The organism is uncultured Bacteroides sp. (assembly GCF_902491285.1).
Taxonomy (GTDB): Bacteria; Bacteroidota; Bacteroidia; order Bacteroidales; family Bacteroidaceae; genus Bacteroides.
Window position 1 is genome coordinate 1 of sequence record NZ_CABUHK010000031.1, and the last position, 20,084, is coordinate 20,084.

General features: G+C 41.7%; 13 protein-coding genes and 1 pseudogene. 9 read left to right on the forward strand and 5 right to left on the reverse strand.

Annotated elements, in window-relative coordinates:
- The first annotated feature begins 119 nt into the window (after positions 1-119).
- Positions 120-992: an aldose 1-epimerase family protein gene (locus RDN93_RS10070; RefSeq protein ID WP_308745425.1), complete on the forward strand. Its 873-nt coding sequence runs from the start codon at positions 120-122 to the stop codon at positions 990-992.
- 104 nt (positions 993-1,096) lie between these two features.
- Here RDN93_RS10070 and RDN93_RS10075 read toward each other — a convergent pair.
- Positions 1,097-2,434: pseudogene (locus RDN93_RS10075) on the reverse strand (glycoside hydrolase family 32 protein); the annotation flags it as partial.
- Between the two features lie 308 nt (positions 2,435-2,742).
- On the opposite strand from RDN93_RS10075, the gene RDN93_RS10080 reads away from it, so the two are divergent.
- Entirely contained in the window at positions 2,743-3,765 is a 1,023-nt protein-coding gene (locus RDN93_RS10080; protein WP_308745393.1) for a WYL domain-containing protein, read from the forward strand.
- Positions 3,766-3,827: 62 nt separating this feature from the next.
- On the opposite strand, the gene RDN93_RS10085 is transcribed toward RDN93_RS10080, so the two are convergent.
- Entirely contained in the window at positions 3,828-4,673 is an 846-nt protein-coding gene (locus RDN93_RS10085; protein ID WP_308745394.1) for a patatin family protein, read from the reverse strand.
- Entirely contained in the window at positions 4,670-6,880 is a 2,211-nt protein-coding gene (locus RDN93_RS10090) for a cation:proton antiporter (RefSeq protein ID WP_308745395.1), read from the reverse strand. Before RDN93_RS10090 ends, RDN93_RS10085 begins: the two co-directional genes overlap by 4 nt.
- Before the next feature lie 186 nt (positions 6,881-7,066).
- Between RDN93_RS10090 and RDN93_RS10095 the strand changes: the two genes are divergently transcribed.
- The 7 genes from RDN93_RS10095 (at position 7,067) to RDN93_RS10125 (ending at position 17,602) form a co-directional block, all read left to right on the forward strand.
- Positions 7,067-7,588, forward strand: coding sequence for a hypothetical protein (locus RDN93_RS10095; protein WP_308745396.1), 522 nt, complete (start codon positions 7,067-7,069; stop codon positions 7,586-7,588).
- A gap of 229 nt (positions 7,589-7,817) precedes the next feature.
- On the forward strand, positions 7,818-9,002 hold the full coding sequence (locus RDN93_RS10100; protein ID WP_308745397.1) for a C1 family peptidase: 1,185 nt from the start codon (positions 7,818-7,820) through the stop codon (positions 9,000-9,002).
- A 428-nt stretch (positions 9,003-9,430) separates the two neighbouring features.
- The gene (locus RDN93_RS10105; RefSeq protein ID WP_308745398.1) at positions 9,431-10,657 is read left to right on the forward strand and encodes a DUF4925 domain-containing protein; all 1,227 of its coding nucleotides are present in this window, start codon (positions 9,431-9,433) and stop codon (positions 10,655-10,657) included.
- 23 nt (positions 10,658-10,680) lie between these two features.
- On the forward strand, positions 10,681-11,991 hold the full coding sequence (locus RDN93_RS10110) for a DUF4925 domain-containing protein (RefSeq protein WP_308745399.1): 1,311 nt from the start codon (positions 10,681-10,683) through the stop codon (positions 11,989-11,991).
- 32 nt (positions 11,992-12,023) lie between these two features.
- Entirely contained in the window at positions 12,024-14,873 is a 2,850-nt protein-coding gene (locus RDN93_RS10115; RefSeq protein WP_308745400.1) for a TonB-dependent receptor, read from the forward strand.
- A 134-nt stretch (positions 14,874-15,007) separates the two neighbouring features.
- Entirely contained in the window at positions 15,008-15,688 is a 681-nt protein-coding gene (locus RDN93_RS10120) for a hypothetical protein (RefSeq protein ID WP_308745401.1), read from the forward strand.
- Between the two features lie 39 nt (positions 15,689-15,727).
- Positions 15,728-17,602 carry an alpha-L-fucosidase gene (locus tag RDN93_RS10125; RefSeq protein ID WP_308745402.1) on the forward strand — a complete coding sequence of 625 codons (1,875 nt, stop codon included), beginning with the start codon at positions 15,728-15,730 and terminating at the stop codon, positions 17,600-17,602.
- 134 nt (positions 17,603-17,736) lie between these two features.
- Here RDN93_RS10125 and RDN93_RS10130 read toward each other — a convergent pair whose 3' ends face one another.
- Complete coding sequence (locus tag RDN93_RS10130; protein ID WP_308745403.1) at positions 17,737-18,939, reverse strand: BT_3987 domain-containing protein; 1,203 nt, start codon at positions 18,937-18,939, stop codon at positions 17,737-17,739.
- Between the two features lie 27 nt (positions 18,940-18,966).
- Positions 18,967-20,076, reverse strand: a complete 1,110-nt coding sequence (locus tag RDN93_RS10135; RefSeq protein ID WP_308745404.1) for a glycoside hydrolase family 18 — start codon at positions 20,074-20,076, stop codon at positions 18,967-18,969.
- Positions 20,077-20,084: the final 8 nt, after the last annotated feature.

A 20,084-nucleotide genomic window follows, 5' to 3' on the forward strand; every position in this document is an offset into this window, starting at 1 on the left:
GCCTCGGTTTTTATTGTGCCGGTGTAGAAAAACTCGATTTTTCTATATAATTTTGTATAGTGATAAGAAGCTAAAAATAGAGTCGGTTACAAATTATAACCAACTGAAAAATGAATGATATGAAAACAATCTCCAACGAACAACTTACGATTCAAGTATCTCCGCATGGAGCCGAACTTTGCAGTATCTTTGCCAATGGAAAAGAATATCTGTGGCAAGCCGACCCTGCATTTTGGAAACGCCACTCCCCTGTCCTGTTCCCCATTGTAGGAAGTGTGTGGGAAAACGAGTATCGCAATGAAGGTATTCCTTATGTACTTACCCAACATGGTTTTGCCCGCGATATGGAATTTACGCTTGTTTCTGAGAAAGAGGACGAAGTATGTTATCGTCTTGTCAGCAATGAAGAAACGTTGCAGAAATATCCGTTTCCCTTCTGTCTGGAAATAGGTTACCGTATTCATGGGAAGCAAATTGAAGTGATATGGAGAGTTAAGAATACCGGTGAAAAAGAAATGTCTTTTCAGATTGGCGCACATCCTGCTTTCTATTGGCCGAATTTTGATGCTGCCACTTCAGAAAGAGGTTTCTTCGGATTCGATAAGAAAGAAGGGTTGAAGTATATTCTTATCTCTGAAAAGGGATGTGCAGACCCTTCTACTGAATATGCGTTAGAGTTGACGGATGGATTGTTGCCACTTGATATACATACTTTCGATAAAGATGCTCTGATATTGGAAAATGAGCAGATTCATAAAGTCACCTTATATAATAAGGAAAAACAGGCTTATCTAAGCCTGCACTTTGATGCTCCGGTGGTAGGACTTTGGTCACCGCCTGCCAAGAATGCTCCTTTCGTATGCATCGAGCCTTGGTACGGACGTTGTGACTGTGCACACTATACAGGTGAATACAGAGATAAAGAATGGATGCAGCATTTACAACCTGAAGAGATATTCCAAGGGGGATACACAATTGAAATAAATGAGTAATTGACGAATAACCAACAATATTCAAACAATGCCCGAACTAAAAGTAGCTGCCGGATTCACATCCGACAGCTACTCACACCTAATTCTAATCTACAAAACCTAACTTATAAACCCAATCTATATACTTTTAATGAATCAACATTGAATACTCCCCCTTTACTGTAAAAACACATACGGTTGTATGGTTCTGTCGGAAAGACGAGATTAGTCATTGCTATCTTTCCCCCATTCAGAAAGACTTCTACCGAACATTTATCAACAAAAATATCCAAAGTATATCTTTTCTCTTTCCTTATAGGTGCCCAGGTAGCCAATGCGAAATCATCCATATAATTAATCGAAATCGTTTTTCTACGGTTGTGGGCTTCCAGTTTATGAGATACGCTATTCTTACCGAAATCCACAATACCGCTTTTCGTACGATCCATTACCAGTTTTTCCTCAGGAAGATTGAAATAGATGTCAACTTTCTCACCCTTATCATTAAAGAGGCTGAATCCTATAATCTCCGCTTTTCCGGCAGTAATATCCAATACAAGTTCATAAGAACCTTCATTCTCAGCCAATAAAGTATCAATATGACAATCTCCGGTAACTGTAAAAGCAGGAATCTCCTTACTTTCTTTCCGCAACGTCCTGACTTCCGCTACCGGAGCGGCGGAAAGATAAATATCATTGTCTTGTGTGTACAGTCCCAATTCACGTGGCAATGCATTGGCACTGCGGAATTGTTCCGACGGAACAAATTCGCAATACTGCCGGTTATTCATCCAAGGGACTACAATTGTCCGTTCACCTGTATTTGAGAAACAAGCTGTAACAGAATGGTCTTTTCCCCAATCCAGCCATTTTGTGACATCAGGCTGATTGTCACAAATAAAATTCGTCCCGTCAAAGTTTCCAATAAAATACTGAGTTGCACTACCGCCGAAGTAACAGCCCGGATTTACATTGACTATCAAAGCCCATTTCTTACGACCGGTATCTCCATCTACCGGAAGTTCCACCATATAAGGATATTCAAATAAGCAAGGCTGAACTCCGTATCCTTCTCCAAAGCTGCTCATATACTTCCAGACTTTTTTATCTTTGGAATCATAAAAGCTTATTTCCTTACCGGCAGACACAATCATCACCCATTTATTCTCCGATGCATACCAAAAAACTTTGGAAATATTAAAGACTTCCAAGTCATCGGAAAAGATATGTTCCAATGTATCACGAAAAGTAGTCGGTACTAAACACTCCCAATGTATAAGGTCTTTGCTGACAGAATGTCCCCAATACATATTTTCCTGTTTAGAACCATAGGGGTGATATTGAAAATAGATATGATATTCTCCGTCTTCATAGGATAATCCGTTTACATCGTTCATTCGGCGGTAAAGAGGAGTATGATGGTAGACAGGACGGAATTTATCCGCATTTGTTGTATCAAGCGTACCGTTTGTGTGGCAACAAGTTAGTCCGCAGACGACTACCAGCACAAGTAGTATACCTTTATATCGTTTTATCCAGGGGAGTATTCTCATAGCAACAAAGTATTCTTAATTCATACAAATTTTTAATCAAAAATAAGACGAAGGCAAAGATAGGGGGTATCTTTACCTTCGTCTATAAACTTTGTTTCAAAGGATGTCAATTTTGATACACACCTTATTTGGGAAGTAACAAAAATAAAGACAGACAACCTCTTTGTTTTCCTGAATTTATTTTTCTACTTTTGAAGCCAATCTTTAGACCTCTGCCTATGCCGGCCAATAGGAATGCCTTAATACGCTATAAAACGATTGATAACTGTCTGCGTAATCCTTACCGACGCTGGACGTTGGAAGATTTGATGGACGCCTGTTCGGATGCCCTCTATGAATATGAAGGCATTGACAAAGGAATAAGCAAGCGTACCGTACAAATGGATATCCAGATGATGCGCAGCGAAAAGCTGGGATATAACGCCCCGATTGTTGTGTACGAGAATAAATATTATAAATACGAAGACCCGGAATACAGTATCACGCAAACTCCGCTGAACGAACAGGACTTGAAAACAATGTCGGAAGCAGTGGAAGTGTTGCGGCAGTTCAAAGGATTCTCTTATTTCACGGAAATGAGCGACATTATCAACCGCCTGGAAGACCATGTGGCTTCCGCCCGGATGAAAACAACTCCGGTCATCGACTTCGAAAAGAATGAATCACTGAAAGGGCTGGATTACCTGGACACCATCTATCACGCCATTGTAAACGAGCATCCGATACGAATCAAATACCGTTCGTTCAAAGCACGCTCGGCAAACGAATTTATTTTTCATCCTTATCTATTAAAAGAATACCGGAACCGATGGTTCGTCTACGGAGTAAGAAGAAGCGGACGAATATTGCAGAATTTAGCTTTGGACAGAATACATTCATTGGAAGTCCTGACTCAAGAACCCTATATAAAGAATACATTCTTCGACCCGAATACATTCTTTGACGATCTGGTCGGAGTGACTAAAAACTCAGGAAGCAAAGCAGAGAAAGTCGGTTTCAAAGTGGCGGCTGACGAAGCGCCTTACATTATTACCAAGCCTATACATCACAGTCAGCATTTAGTGGAAGAACTCGCTGACGGAAGCGTCATACTGGAAATTGAAGTAGTCATCAATCACGAACTCGAACGGGTATTCTTCGGATATGCCGACGGGATACAAATCCTGTATCCGGAGACATTGACAGAATTGATGGGCAGAAAACTAAAAAGAGCTGCCGAACAATATACAAATTCAAAATGAAAAGGAGCCACTGCCGATAAATCATCCTATCCGCCATTCAATAAAAAAGTTTGGAGAACCGTTTATTCTCCAAATAAAGTTCTTGCACACTCATATCCTTCCTGATAAAACTCTGTCAGCTTCTGCACATCTTTCTCGATACGGTCTACAGCAACAGGTTTCTGCGGACGGATAACGATAATCTTTCCTTCGTCTTCCATACGCTCCACCATTTCCAACTGTTCATTATACACGGCACAGCGATGACTCAATGCTTCGCGGAGCTTCGGGTATTTACGGTATACGAATGACGGGACACGAATATCTTTCGAATCTTTCCGGTAGCCACGGTTGCGGGTGAGCACAACCACATTGCGCGTGTAGCCATCGGCAATGGCACGCTGCAAAGGAATAGAGTCAACGATTCCCCCATCAAGCATCGGAACACCGTCCACATAAGCAATGGGGCAAACAATAGGCAGGCTGCTGGAAGCACGGACGATATCAATCACCCGGTTCTTGTCTTTCTTCTCTTCAAAATAGTTGGCTTCTCCCGTCAGGCAATTCGTGGTCACCATGACGAAACGTTCGGACGACGCGAAATACGTTTCATAATCATACGGAAGAATATGTTCCGGAAATTCGTTGAACAGCAAATCGAAGTCAAGGATATTCCGCTTCTTGAGCAGATACTTCAAACCGATATAATTGTATTCTTCCAACAAGTCAATGTTACTGTATTTGGCACGTCCCCGTTGACGGGACGCATAGGACAATCCGTTGCATGCTCCGGCAGATACCCCTATCACATAAGGAAACCGGATGTCACAATCCATCAAATAATCAAGTACGCCGCAAGTAAACACTCCGCGCATCCCCCCACCTTCCAACACTAACCCCGTAGATTCGTCGATATGTAAATTCTTCATTTTTTCCCGTTACTTTTATTCCTGCGGATGACCAACAGAGAAGATAATTCCTTCATCACCGATTCATCCTCAGATAATTTAGAATAAGAAAGATGGCTCATTATCAATAGCCCATCTTTCTCATCAGTTACTAATTCTTCAATTCCCTCAAACCAGTTTACACTAACCTGTCCGGGATAATGCGCCATCAAATTGTCAATCCGTTGCACGAAACCTTCATCATCCGTATCGAATGCGAAGAGACGTACGGAATGTCCGTTCTGCAACATCATTTCGAGATATGAAAGCATGAATGCGTCAATCATACCGCCCAAAACGAAACTGACCAAAGCCCCTTCCCGGTACTGACGATTCACAAATACAGCGACAGGACACTTCACCTGCTCCATGATTCCGTCAATCTTGTCACGAAACAAAGGCAGCCATAAGATAGCTCCCGGAGTTCCGGTCACCGGCATATCGGAACGATAATGGCTTCCGGCTCCCAACAGCAGCATATCGGGATGCTCGTCGCGGACAAAATGAATCATTTCCTGCACCAGTTTATCCGTCACCCGGTAATGATTGCCTACCTCTATATCCAGCTCTTTTGCCCGCTGATTGAGCAAAACAAAGCTTTCTTTGGCATAATGTGTCGCATTCAACGGATTCAAGTCCGTACCTACTGTATAATGTGCCGCAATCAGATGATTCTTCTTCAGTTGTTTTCCAAACAACAAAGCGTAAATGGAAAGCAACTTGCTCCCGGATTCCGGACGCCCGAAGCAAAATATCAATTTGCGTTTCAAAGATAGCTTTTCTTCCCGATGTACAAAAAAACGTTCGACCAAATGTAGCAGCGGAGTGGTCATAAAGGTTGTAACTAACGCCATAATGACCAATATTACAAAAATAGATGGCGGAAGAACTCCCATTTCATAACCGATATTCAAAGCGACAAGTTCCATCAGTCCACGGGTGTTCATCAATGTGCCTATCGTCAGACTGTCTTTCCACGATTCCCCCACCAGGCGAGCGGCAATGGCACAGCCACCCAGTTTTCCGGCTATGGCAACTGTCACCAACAACAGGCAAACGAGCCACAGTTCCGGACTGTTTATCAAACCTATCTCCGTGCGAAGCCCTGTAAAGGCAAAGAACAGAGGCAGGAAAAACACCAAAGAAATGTCCTCCACTTTTTCCATCATAACTTTACGGAAACCGATATTGGACGGCATCACCACTCCTGCCATGAAAGCGCCGAACAAGGCATGGATGCCGATAATCTCCGTAATGCAGGATGAAATAATAAGAATCAGCAGGATAAACGCTACGAATGTTTTGTTAATGGCTTCCTGATTGGCATAGACCTCTCCCACTTTCTTGAGGAACGGGCGGACTACCAGAAACATAATCGCAATATACACCACAGCCAGCCCCACCGAGTAGAGAGCGCTTGTAAAACTCCCTGCTTTCGAGATGGCAATCACCACCGCCAACAGGCACCAGGCGGTCACATCGTCGTTGGCAGCGGAAGCAATGGTAAGTGTCCCTAAAGGGGATTTAGTCATGTTCCTCTCCTGAATAATACGCGCCAATACAGGAAAGGCGGTGATGCTCATGGATATACCGATGAACAGAGCAAAAGGCAGAAACGGAGTTTGGGAAGCGGCATATTCTTCATAAATCCAATAAGAAGAAAGGATACCGAGGAAGAAAGGCACTAAAATCCCGGCATGACTAATAACGAGCGTTTCATTGATTTTATTCTTCAACACACTGAAATCCAGCTCCATGCCAATGACAAACATAAAGAGTATCAGTCCTACCTGACTCAACAGTTCGAGATTAGTGAGCGAATGGACGGGAAAAAGAAAATGGAAAGCATCGGGAAAGAAAAGTCCGAGCACGGAAGGCCCCAACACGATACCGGCTACGATTTCTCCAATCACTCCCGGTTGCCCTATGAGGTTGAACAGGTAGCCGAAGAGCCGCACCATCAACAAGACAGCTATAATCTGAATAAGCAATGTAGTGAGCGGATGATGCAAGTTATCTTGCAGGAACTGGAGAAACATGGCGAAAGGACTGCCTTGTACCACATTCAGCGTATCTACCGCATGATGCGAAAACCGGTCGCCCTCTTCAATAGCAACATAAATCAACCCTCCAAACAAAAGTAACATCAAGACATAGATGACATAATTCTTCCGAGCCCTATTCCGCATAAGTTCAAGCTTTTACTATTTGTTGCATAATTATAATAAAAACAAACGAAAAAGGCAGAAAGTTTGGCAAAAACAGTAAATATTCAAACAAAACCTTGTTTTTTTACTTCAATCTACGTAACTTTAGGCTAGCTTAATTGTTTTAGTAGGAAAAAGATAAAAAAGTCCTGCCCGCAGGCAAGCACCATGAGAATTCAGTTTGAGATTAAAGAAAAATTGCCGGAAATCATTGAGGAAATCATGCATTCCGAGAAATGGCAAACTTCCGTGAAGGAAGAAATCAGCGGCCGGACGACCGTTGTGATTCGCGACCAGGCATATGGTTCAGAAGCTACCATTGAAATCTATGCTACATCTATCGAAATCAAAACCGCATGGTCCAAGTACTCCTATCGTATATTTGTAACCAACGACATCGTATGGTGCGAATATAACGGTGCCTATCGTGGATTATTGGAACAAGTGCTCTTGCCGACCATCACCCCGAAAGAAGGTCTGCTCAATTCGGACGTGACCGAGAGTTCGCTTTATGGAAATGAACATAAAAAACTAAGGGAGTACGCTGAAGCAAACCTGAAGCTGAAGCAATTCCGTCGGGAGAACTTTAATGAACAAAAGAGTGGGACTGCACGATTTGACCATCCGAAACGTGTGTATGATGAGTTCATCAAAGAAGATTATGTAGTGACTTCTCAAAAGAGAGAGTAACCTGCGTCCTGTACATTACAGCATTAACCTTGTACCATCGCATTGGCACAACTGTACCGCACCATTGGCGCAGTCATGCCAATGCGGTATTATAATTGTACCAACTAACCGTGCCGGGATACGGTAATATTCATTCTTTTTTTATGCAATTTGAACCCAAACAGATGGTTTTCAAAAGAGGAATCCTTATATTTGTAGCCAAAACAAATTTAATATGAATGTCATAAGAATGAAAAAAAGTATCCTTATCGCTGCCTTAGGCTTATTCAGCCTGAGCGTAATGGCACAAGACGCAAAACCCCAAGAGGGATTTGTATTCACGACAGTGAAAGAAAACCCGATTACTTCAATCAAGAATCAGAACCGTTCGAGCACTTGCTGGAGTTTCTCAACCCTCGGATTCGTTGAATCAGAATTGCTTCGTTTAGGCAAAGGCGAATATGACCTGGCCGAAATGTTCGTAGTACACAAAACCATGCAAGACCGTGGAATAAACTATGTACGTTATCACGGTGACAGTTCTTTCTCCCCCGGCGGCAGTTTCTATGACGTAATGTACTGTATCAAGAATTATGGTATCGTTCCTCAGGAAGTAATGCCGGGAATTATGTATGGTGACAGTCTGCCGGTGCACAACGAACTGGACGCTGTTGCCAGTGGATATATCAACGCTATCGCTAAAGGTAAACTGAGCAAACTGACTCCGGTATGGAAGAACGGACTGGCTTCTATTTATGACACCTATTTAGGAAAATGCCCGGAAAGTTTCACGTATAAAGGAAAGGAATATACTCCGAAGTCTTTTGCCGAATCACTGGGACTAAATCCTGACGATTACGTATCACTGACTTCTTATACCCACCATCCGTTCTATTCTCAATTCGCTATCGAAATTCAGGATAACTGGCGTAACGGCCTGTCTTACAACCTGCCCATCGATGAATTGATGGCTGTAATGGACAACGCAGTAAAGAAAGGTTATACTTTTGCATGGGGCAGCGATGTTAGTGAACAGGGATTCTCACGTGACGGTATTGCCGTTATGCCGGATGCAGCGAAAGAATCTGAACTTTCCGATTCGGACATGGCTCGCTGGACTGGCTTGACTGCTGCCGACAAGCGCAGAGAATTGTTCACCAAACCTTTCCCTGAAAAAGATATCACCCAGGAAATGCGTCAAATTGCTTTCGACAACTGGGAAACAACAGATGACCACGGAATGGTTATCTACGGTATCGCTAAAGACCAGAACGGAAAAGAGTACTTCATGGTGAAGAATTCCTGGGGTAAATCTGGCAAATACAATGGTATCTGGTATGCTTCCAAAGCATTCGTAGCCTACAAGACTATGAATATTCTGGTACACAAAGATGCGCTTCCTAAAGATATTGCCAAAAAGTTAGGCATTAAATAAACGTTATTCATATCGAATATTTTCTCATCGTAGTAAGAACATTTTCTCACGATGATAAGAATTAATACTCATCCCTATGAGAATATTTTCTCATCGCGATGAGTATTTTTTCTCATAACGATGAGAATTGTTTGAGAATATAATAAGGTATATTATGCTATGTATTAACTAAATAGCAATTTATTATTTGATAGTTCCCATAGAAACCTTTCCATATACCCACACTCATCCTTATCCTCCAGAGTCAAATCTTAAAAGAAGAACAATTCATATTAAAAATAGAACATTAAAAAACTATTTTTTCCACTATTCACTTGCAAACAATTAAAAATAGAACATCATTATAGAAAAATAGACCTTGTTAATCAAGAATTGTTAGCCGAACTTTGCAAAGTTTTATTAAATATGCAATAAAAGCAAGAAACAAAATGAGAAACTTAGAGAAACTATTTTGGGTAGCTTGTGCTGTTTTTTTCTTTACATCATGTGAAGAGACTTACAATGACAAGCTATTCTGGCCGAGAGAAATCAGCCAAGAATATGGCTCATATATTAAGCCATATACGTTAGACCTAACCTACAGTGGAGAGAAGTTAATTGGAAAAACTGTCAGCTTTAAGACAGAAGATAGCGAGACGGGGACGTTGACGCTAAATGGTGTGATTCCGGGAGAAACGATTACTCCCATTAATGGCATCAAACTTTATGAGAATGGAGAAAAAGACGCCTACACCTTCAGTGGAAAAAATACCACGATGGGTGGCGCAACGGTAGAATATGAAGGAACAATAACTCCGAAAGCTATGCAGTTGTCACTTGAGGTGACGATGGCGTATGCCAGTTCTGTTGCACGGACATATATTTTTCCGGAACGTTCATACACCGATCCGACCAGCCCGTCAACTCGCCAAAGCGGGGCATCTTATATCAATATAGAATCATCTGACCCAATGGGAGCATTTATTGCTGCCATATTGCCACAACTTGCATATCCGTTGTTAGACACAATGCTACCATACGCTCTGCAAAGTATAAAACTGGAGAAAGATGGCAATGTCAGTGCCTACTACACAACAGCTCCTTTTGATTTTAACGAAATCACAGCAAATCAGACTCTAACTGACGCTAAATTCAAACAATGGATACAAAGCCGGAATTATACCGCTTCACCCAAAGGGTTAGCCTATTGGAGTTATGCTAATCAGACTTTATTAGTACAATTAAATGTTCCCGCAGTTATTTCATTGATTACCCAAAACAGCGGACAGGAATTAGACTCGAAACTAATCAACGGAATATGTGAGGCACTATTAAAATCAGACCCTATACGATTGAAAGCCGCACTAAGTGCGATTAATCTGATTCTAAACAATGAAGTTATCAATTATATCTTAAATGTAGATGACGTTACCTTTACAACGATATTCTCCTGGATTAAAGATGGAATACCGTTGGAAATGAAACAAAATGAAGAACATACTTACGCATACCTTACTAAAGAATCACTAATGCCCATCATGAAAGCCGCCCTTCCTATTCTCGGTGAAAAGCTGGAAGAACTGGGAATGTCCGCAGATGATATATTAGGATTGTTAGCCACAATAGATATAATGAATATAGGACTTGACCTCACCCAACAAGTTTCAGCCCAATAAACAAGTAACCAGTAAAAAAGACAATGAAGAAAATATCAACTTTATTAATAAGCAGCCTCGTTTGCATAACAGGTATGACAACCTCTTGTAGCGAAGATTACCCGGGACCGGATCCCGTAGATGTAACAGCGAATTATTCAAACAAGCATCTTAGTCATTCCAATTTAATTTTGAATTATAGTGGAGAAGAGTTACTTGGCAAAAGTATTGACTTCAGTACAGTGAAAGGAGAAAGTGCTAATATCACTCTTTACGATATTCTCCCAGGAGAAGAAGTTGTTTCACTAAGAAATATATCTTTGACAGGAACAAGTAATGAATATACTTTTTCAGGAGATGCAGTTGGAACAAATACCAATATTCAATTCCATTATGATGGCAAAGTAGAAAAAGGGCATCTTATTTTTAACCTTACGGATATACAAACTGCCGGTAGTCCACAATGGAGCAACAATTATCTATTTTCCGAGATCACTAAAGTATCCAATGAAAATATGGGAGCAGAGACACCAGTGACTGGCGCCGGTTTTGTTGATACCAAAATGGCAGCAGGCTCCGATTCGGATTATAATGTATTTTTACGAAGTACATTAGCATATTTTCTACCACAATTTCTTCATTCCGTAACATTGAAAGCCGATGGAAATATTCAAGCTGAATATTCTACCGGTCCTATTATGATTGATGGTAAAGTTCCAGATATGGAAGCAGAAGGAGCTATGATGAATATTGTGCAGTTTATTTTTTCCAAACTATTGGGAGGGGGAGTTACCAATGATGATGTAACAGTTGTAATAAAAGACCGCACTTACTATACTTCGCCAACAAATTTGGTTTATTGGTATCCTAAAGATGGTCAAATCAGGATTAAACTTAATTTGCCTGCCATAATTACAGTCGCAATGAAAGGACAAGGAAAAGTGATAGATGAGAATCTATTAGCTTCTCTTACTGATATAATTTTAAAAATGGATCCAATTGCACTTAAAGGAATACTGATTAAAATAAATGGAACTTTACAAAATGACATCATAAAATTCATTACAAACCTGGATGATGTAACTTTTAAGACCTTCTTTGAATGGATCACAGTGGGAATTCCAATGAATATAGAGAAAGCAGATGGACATACACATCTCTATTTGGATAAAGTAACTATGCAACCTATTTTAGATATGATACCGAGTTTAGTCTCGATTATTATAAATATGTTACCAGAATCAACAGACGATTTCTCTAAAATGATGTTAGAAACCTTGCTTAATCAGTTCGCTGGTGATTGGGGAAATTCCGAAAAATTCAATATCGGACTCGACTTAGTACCAAACAAGTAACATAAAAAGATGATTAAAAAAGAAAATATAAAATGAAAAAACTATATATCCTAACAATCCTAATTTGTCTTATCAGTTTTGGGACAAGTTTTGCCCAAACTCTGAAAGGACATATATATGACGCCAAAACCAACGAGCCCTTGGTGGGAGCAGCCATTACCTACAAGCTCCACGGCAACCAGGGAGTAGTATCCAATATCAACGGAGAATACGAAATCAAACTTCCCGAAGGCGGAGTAGACCTCGTATTCAGTTATGTAGGCTATGATGATGTACTGATGCCTATCGTTATTGGCAAACGTGAAGTAATCACTAAAGACGTTTACATGAAGGAAAGCACCAAGCTGCTGGAAGAAGTAGTAGTCAGTGCCGGACGTTTTGAACAAAAGCTAAGCGATGTCACCGTCTCTATGGACGTTGTCAAATCGGGTGACATTGCCCGTCAGGCACCAACGGATATTTCTTCTACTCTCCGCACGCTTCCCGGTGTAGACATTGTAGACAAGCAACCTTCTATGCGCGGCGGTAGCGGCTGGACTTACGGAGTAGGTGCACGCAGCCAGATTTTAGTAGACGGCATGAGCACACTGAATCCCAAAACAGGAGAAATTAACTGGAACACCGTTCCTTTGGAGAATGTAGAGCAAGTGGAAGTTATCAAAGGAGCCTCTTCCGTATTGTATGGTTCGTCAGCTTTGAACGGTATTATCAACATTCGCACCGCCCGTCCGGGACTGACACCGAAAACACGTTTCAGTGCCTATGTCGGTATATATGGAGATGCAGAAAATGATGAATATCAATGGAGTGACAAAAGCTTTTGGAAAGACGATAAATACGCAGTGAAACCAATTCTGCGCGGAAGCCTTCTCAGCGGTGTACGGAATCCGATTTATGAAGGGTTCGACCTCTCCCACTCCCGCCGTATCGGCAATTTTGACGTCAGTGGCGGTATCAATCTTTTCACTGACGAAGGGTATCGCCAACAAGGATACAACAAACGTTTCCGCATGGGTGGCAGTCTGACTTACCACCAACCGGATATGGGAATGAAAATCCTGAATTATGGTTTCAATGTAGATTTCCTTTCCAACCAATATGGCGACTTCTTCATCTGGCGTTCACCGACGGAAGTATACAAGCCCTCTCCTTTCACCAACATGGGACGTGAAGAGAATAACTTCCATATCGACCCGTTCATCAACTACGTGAATCCCGAAAACGGTACATCACATAAGATTAAAGGACGTTTCTATTATAGTGCCGACAATATCGTACGTCCGACTGACGGGGCATCTATTACTGATATTTTGGGAAATATGGGAACAGACGCACAAACCATACAAAATATCGCAGGCGGTGATTATAGTTCACTCTATCCCGCACTGGTAGGTATCGGCTCAGGACTTGTCAACGGCAACCTGGAAGATGCAATGAACGGAATATTCACTTCATTGGGCAACATCTTCCCGAACGCAACCACCGCTGACTATTGCGATCTTATCTCATGGGCAATGGACAACGGACTCCCCGGCGATCTGGACAAATTAGTGCAAGACGGAAAATTACCAAGCGACCTTGTCCCCTGGTTGTCTAATGTCGTTAATCCTGCACGCAACAATCCGAAAACTCAGACTGATAAGAACTTCGACTATTACCTCGACTACCAGTTCAACAAGAAATGGGACTGTGGTGCACAAATCACTACCGGAGCTACTCTTGAACATATCCGCTATGATTCTGCCATTATGGACGAAGTGTACAAAAGCGATAACATCGCTGCTTTCTTCCAGTACGACCAACGCTTCTGGGATCGCCTGAGTGTATCTGCCGGTGTACGTGCCGAATATTATCGTGTAAACAACCACCACCGAGAAGCGGAAACTAAGATATTCGGGACAAAAGTTCCGTTCCGTCCCGTATTCCGTGCCGGATTGAACTATCAGTTGGCTGATTACAGCTTTATCCGCGCCAGCTTCGGACAAGGTTACCGTAACCCGTCCATCAATGAAAAATACCTGCGTAAAGATATTGGCGGTGTCGGCGTTTATCCGAATCTGAACATCAATCCCGAGAAAGGATTTAATGCTGAACTTGGATTCAAACAAGGATATAAGATTGGCAATTTTCAGGGATTTGTAGATATTGCCGGATTCTATACGCAATATAAGGATATGGTTGAATTTCAGTTCGGACTGTTCAACAATGCCAATTATACGATGATTAACAGTATCGGTGATACCATCCAAATGTTATCGGACGGCAAAGGTTTCGGTATCGGTGCCCAATTCCACAACGTATCGAAAGCTCAAATCTACGGAGTTGAAATCTCGACAAACGGCGTGTACAACTTCAATAAGAATACGAAGTTGTTCTATAACTTGGGATATGTATATACCGAACCCCGCGATGCAGATTATCAGGAACGCAATGCCGTAGAAGGCCTTTATACCGACCCATTGCAAATGAAAGAGAAATCAAACACCGGAAAGTATCTGAAATATCGCCCGAAACATAGTTTCAAAGCCACCGTAGACTTCCAGTGGAAACGTATCAATGTAGGTGCCAACGTGGCATGGAAGAGCAAGATTCTTGCAGTAGATTATCTGATGATGGATGAACGTCCCAAAATGCAAAATGACTTGATGGATTACGTACGCGGTATCCTCTTCGGTTATTCAAAAGGCGAAACGCTGGCTACTTACTGGGACAAACATAACACGCCCTATGCCACCGTTGACTTCCGTTTCGGTGTGAAAGCAACCAAAGAAGTGGCATTCCAGTTTATGGTAAACAACCTGTTTAACAAGGAATACAGTTACCGTCCGATGGCAGTAGCCGCCCCACGCACTTTCGTCCTGAAAATGGATGTCACTTTCTAAATAATTCTTAAGATTTAGTTTTGATTATGGAACGGCTGCGTTATGCAGCCGTTTTCTTTTTTTACCCTACCTGCCAACATTTATCTATATATTGCGTATCTTTACCCCCGAAAAGAAAATATACAACCGATAAAATGAAAAAACATATTGTACTTATTGCAATCCTATTTTGCGCAGCCTTTGCACAGGCACAAGAAGTTTTTGTAAATGCAGATTTTGTCAGCAGTTATATCTGGCGTGGTATAGACAGCGGCAATGCAAGTGTGCAACCCTCACTCGGACTCAACTGGAAAGGACTGACCGTCTATGCATGGGGTTCTACCGAATTTCGTGAGAAGAACAACGAGATAGACCTTTCATTGGAGTACGAATATAAAAACCTGACTCTTTACGCCAATAACTATTTTACCCAAACAGAAGATGAACCTTTCAAATACTTCAACTACAACTCACACTCCACAGGGCATACCTTTGAAGTAGGAGCCGGATATATGCTCAGTGAGAAATTCCCGTTATCAGTGAGCTGGTACACTACATTTGCCGGAAACGACTATCGGGAAAACGGAAAACGCGCCTGGTCGAGCTATTGCGAGCTGAGTTATCCGTTCAGTGTGAAAGACGTTGATTTAAGTATTGAAGCAGGCTTTACGCCTTGGGAAAGTTTCTACTCCGACAAATTCAATGTGGTCAACATCGGACTATCCGCAACAAAAGAAATCAAAATAACATCCGGCTTTTCATTACCTGTATTCGGAAAGCTGATAGCCAATCCTTACGAAGAGCAGGTTTATTTTGTATTCGGAATCACACTCTAGCAAACTTATCTATTTAATAATTTACTAATAATCACCCCCATGAAAAAACACTCTCTTATTTTCTGTGCAGGAGTTCTTTTACTGAGTGCCTGCAATCCGGCAAAAGCACCGGAAGCTATCTTGCCTGTCCCCGAAGCCAAGCAGGTGGAATGGCAAAAGATGGAAACGTATGCTTTTGTGCACTTCGGACTTAACACATTCAACGACCGCGAATGGGGATACGGAGATTCCGACCCTAAAACATTCAATCCTGCCAAACTGGATTGCGAACAGTGGGTACAAACTTTTGTAAATTCCGGTATGAAAGGAGTAATCCTGACAGCGAAACATCACGACGGATTCTGCCTATGGCCTACCCAACTGACAGAGTACTGTATCCGCAACACTCCGTATAAAGACGGGAAAGGAGATATTGTCCGCGAACTATCGGACGCCTGCAAAAAGTATGGTATCAAGTTCGCTGTTTATCTGTCGCCTTGGGACAGGCATCAAGCCAATTACGGTTCTCCAGAATACGTAGACTACTTCTATAAGCAACTCAATGAACTGCTGACCAACTACGGCGACGTATTTGAAATTTGGTTTGACGGCGCCAACGGTGGAGACGGCTGGTATGGTGGTGCCAAAGACAGCCGCACGATCGACCGTAAGACTTATTATGATTATCCAAGAGCTTACAAAATGATTGACGAACTGCAACCGCAAGCTGTCATCTTCTCTGACGGTGGTCCGGGTTGCCGCTGGGTAGGTAATGAAAAAGGATTTGCCGGTGCTACCAACTGGTCTTTCCTTCGTGCCGGAGAAGTTTATCCGGGCTATCCCAATTATCGCGAATTACAATACGGTCACGCCGACGGCAACCAATGGGTAGCTGCCGAATGTGACGTTTCCATCCGTCCGGGATGGTTCTATCATCCGGAAGAAGACGAACGTGTGAAAACAGTGGATGACCTGACTGACTTATATTACCGCAGCGTAGGACATAACGCAACGTTATTGCTGAATTTTCCCGTCGACCGCAACGGATTGATTCACCCGACAGACTCTGCTAACGCTGTTAATTTCCACAAGAACGTACAAGAACAACTGAAGAATAATCTGCTGGCAGGGATTTCTCCAAAAGCATCGGACGAACGGGGAACTGCATTCTCTGCAAAGGCTGTTACAGACAATGATTACGATACCTATTGGGCTACTAACGATGGAGTAACCTCTGCCACTATCGAATTTGACTTGCCTCAACCGGAGAAAATCAACCGCATGATGTTGCAGGAATACATACCTCTCGGACAACGTGTCAAATCATTCATCGTAGAATATAATCAAGAGGGTGAATGGCTTCCTGTGAAACTCAATGAAGAGACAACAACCATCGGTTACAAACGCCTTCTCCGTTTTGAAACAATCACAAGCGATAAGATTCGTGTCCGCTTCACCGATTCACGTGCTTGTCTCTGTATCAATAATATTGAAGCATTTTATGCAGGAGAGACTTCTGATATATACACCGCCAAAGCTGAAGAGCTGAAAAGTTTCCCGTTCACTCTTAGCGGAACAGATGCGGAAGAAGCGCAGAAATGTATGGATAAGAATGACCGGACTACTTGTTTCATCAATGGGAATACAGTATTGATTGACTTGGGAGAGGAACGCACTATCACTTCATTCCATTATCTTCCCGATCAGAGTGAATATAATAAAGGGGTAATTGCAGCCTATGAAATATCTGTCGGTATGGATAGTAAGGCAGTCAATCAGGTAGTAGCCAAAGATGAGTTTTCTAATATAAAGAATAACCCGATTCTGCAATCTGTTTACTTTACCCCTGTCAAAGCCCGCTATGTCCAGTTGAAAGCAACGCGGATGATACAGGATGGAGAACCGATGGGATTGGCAGAAATCGGCATACAATAAAATAAAAGATATTTAGCCACATTCAATTTTCTAGAAAAGAAAGAGAATGTGGCTGAATATCTTTTGGGTCAAAAAAGAGGTCATGTCATTTCTGAAATGACCTCACTAATATCACAAACTAATATTATTCTTCCTTATTTATTAGGATGGGCAAAATTAAACTTCTGTTCACTCCATGCAGGAGTTCCATTAAGATTAATGTGGTTACCATTAGGACTGCTATCTTTTAACACATTACCAGTACCTTCATCACACTTCCAATAACCAATCAGTCCTTCAGAATCACTTGGTATCTGACGTGACATAGCATCCTGAATTGCACCAGCAGTCAAACACTTCTTCCACAGACGAATCTGGGCAAATTCGACCTGCATATAAGATCCAAAAGAACCATCAGCAAGCGTTATTCGTGAGAATGTATAATCTCTCGCATCAACTTTCTCTACATCCATTGCACCATCCTTGTACAAGGTAATCTTCTCTCCATCGTAAGTGTATGCTATATGATACCATGTATCAGGCCACCAGAATTCATTGCTATCCATATCGAATCCGGGGCTATCCAAATGGAACTGTAGCGTCGGAGCGATTTGTGCAACTCCGTCAGCCCAATAACGAGGTAATATTCCATTAAAAGTTATAGGAGCAGACCCGTCACAATAAATATAGTTTCTAAACCATTTATTACTAAGCCCAACCCAATCGCCAGTTGCCATACCTGTAATATTATCAACTTTAAGCCAATACTCTATAGTCCACTGGTCAGCAGGAATCTCACTGTTAAACGTAGTTGCCGTCTTATTCCCTCTCTTCAGTATGATCGAATTTTGCTTATTAGGGGAAGTCAACAGATAAAGCATACGATTCGCGTTTCCCTTCATTTCTACCGGTCCCTCCACGGAAGTAATACGTAGCGGAATAGCATAAGCCTCACCATTTGGGGTAGTATATGGCTTTATAGTAAGATTGATAACGGGAGCTGAAACATTTCCGGCAGAAATTGTTACAGTCTTTTCAAAACTACGAAACTCTTCAGGGAGAACCAGATAGTTCGCCTCATTCTTCTGATTATAATCATCAAGCAACTGTTGGTCAATATCCAACGTTACGGTCACATCCTGGTCAATTGCACGCACCAAACGGACTGTCAACGTTTTCGTTACCTCATCTTCATCCACCAATTGCGTTTCCATCTGTTGGTCAAACTTATCAGAAGGAGCAGCTTCCTGAATATACAATCCATTATCAATAGGATTCAACTCAGCATCGTCACATCCAAAGACTGACGCTAAAATAGCTCCCATCACGATATATTTGGAAAATTTAATCATCTTCATTTTTTCTTTTTAATTATGTTCATACAATTAATGCTGAGCCGGATTCATTACCTGGATAACCTCACGCATAAAGAAATAATCATTCACCGGACGACATAGGTTAAAACGGTAAGCACCCACTCCACCAATACGGGCGTTTACACCCGGACGGTAGTACATAGCCATTCCTTTTAAGGAATATGTCACAATTCCATCACGTGTTGTAAATACGGGGCCACCATCTCCTTTATGTTTCTCAAAGTCCTCGCACCATACGGTTTTACTAAGAATCGTAGCCTCATCTTCTATTGAACCAAATTTATTCAATAATCTTTGAAAACGTTCATCCAGTGAATTATAAATATCTTTATTGCCATCACCTGTATTATAATAAGCTTGAACAACATAATAGTCCAACAACTTACCGGACTCTGTATTCAAAGTTTGTGGTTCGCCGTCAACCATAAGAATACGCCCTGTACCTGATTTCGGACCGAACGACTTTGACAACTCATCTAATAAGATATGCATACGATCCGAATAACTACTAATATTACCTCCATAACCGAAATTCGGTTCATAGTCAATATCAAATCCGTCATAATCATATTTATTAATAGAATCAACAATCACTTGTGCATATTTACGGATAGCTTTTTCGATACCTTCTGCCGAAGTATCTCCATGATTTCCATACCAGCCCCAGTATGCAGCCATTGCTTCATCACGAGATTCGTATTGCACACCGTCCACTATAAAATCATTCTCTACTGATTCGGGAGTATGTGACCGACCAATGTTCGTGATATGTTGGCAATACAATATACGAGTGCCTTTCTTTTCTCTGACTTCTTTTAAGTCGCTTTTCTGTGCTTCCGTCAAATTAAAAGCACTGCCCCACAAAGAAACAATATCCATTGAATCGGGAATACCTCTCAACTGATTGTTCATATTGGTACCGACTCCTGTCCAATCACTATACCAGCCAAAACAAATAGGATGTTCCGACTTTTTATATTCTCTCAGTGCCTTATAATAGTCGTCACCATTAATGTTCACCGGTTCTGTGAACTTAGGTTCCATTTCTGTCCAATCGCTACACTGAATAAACATCAGTGCACCCATTGCCACAAATATGATATATAGTATTTTCTTCATATCGTAAT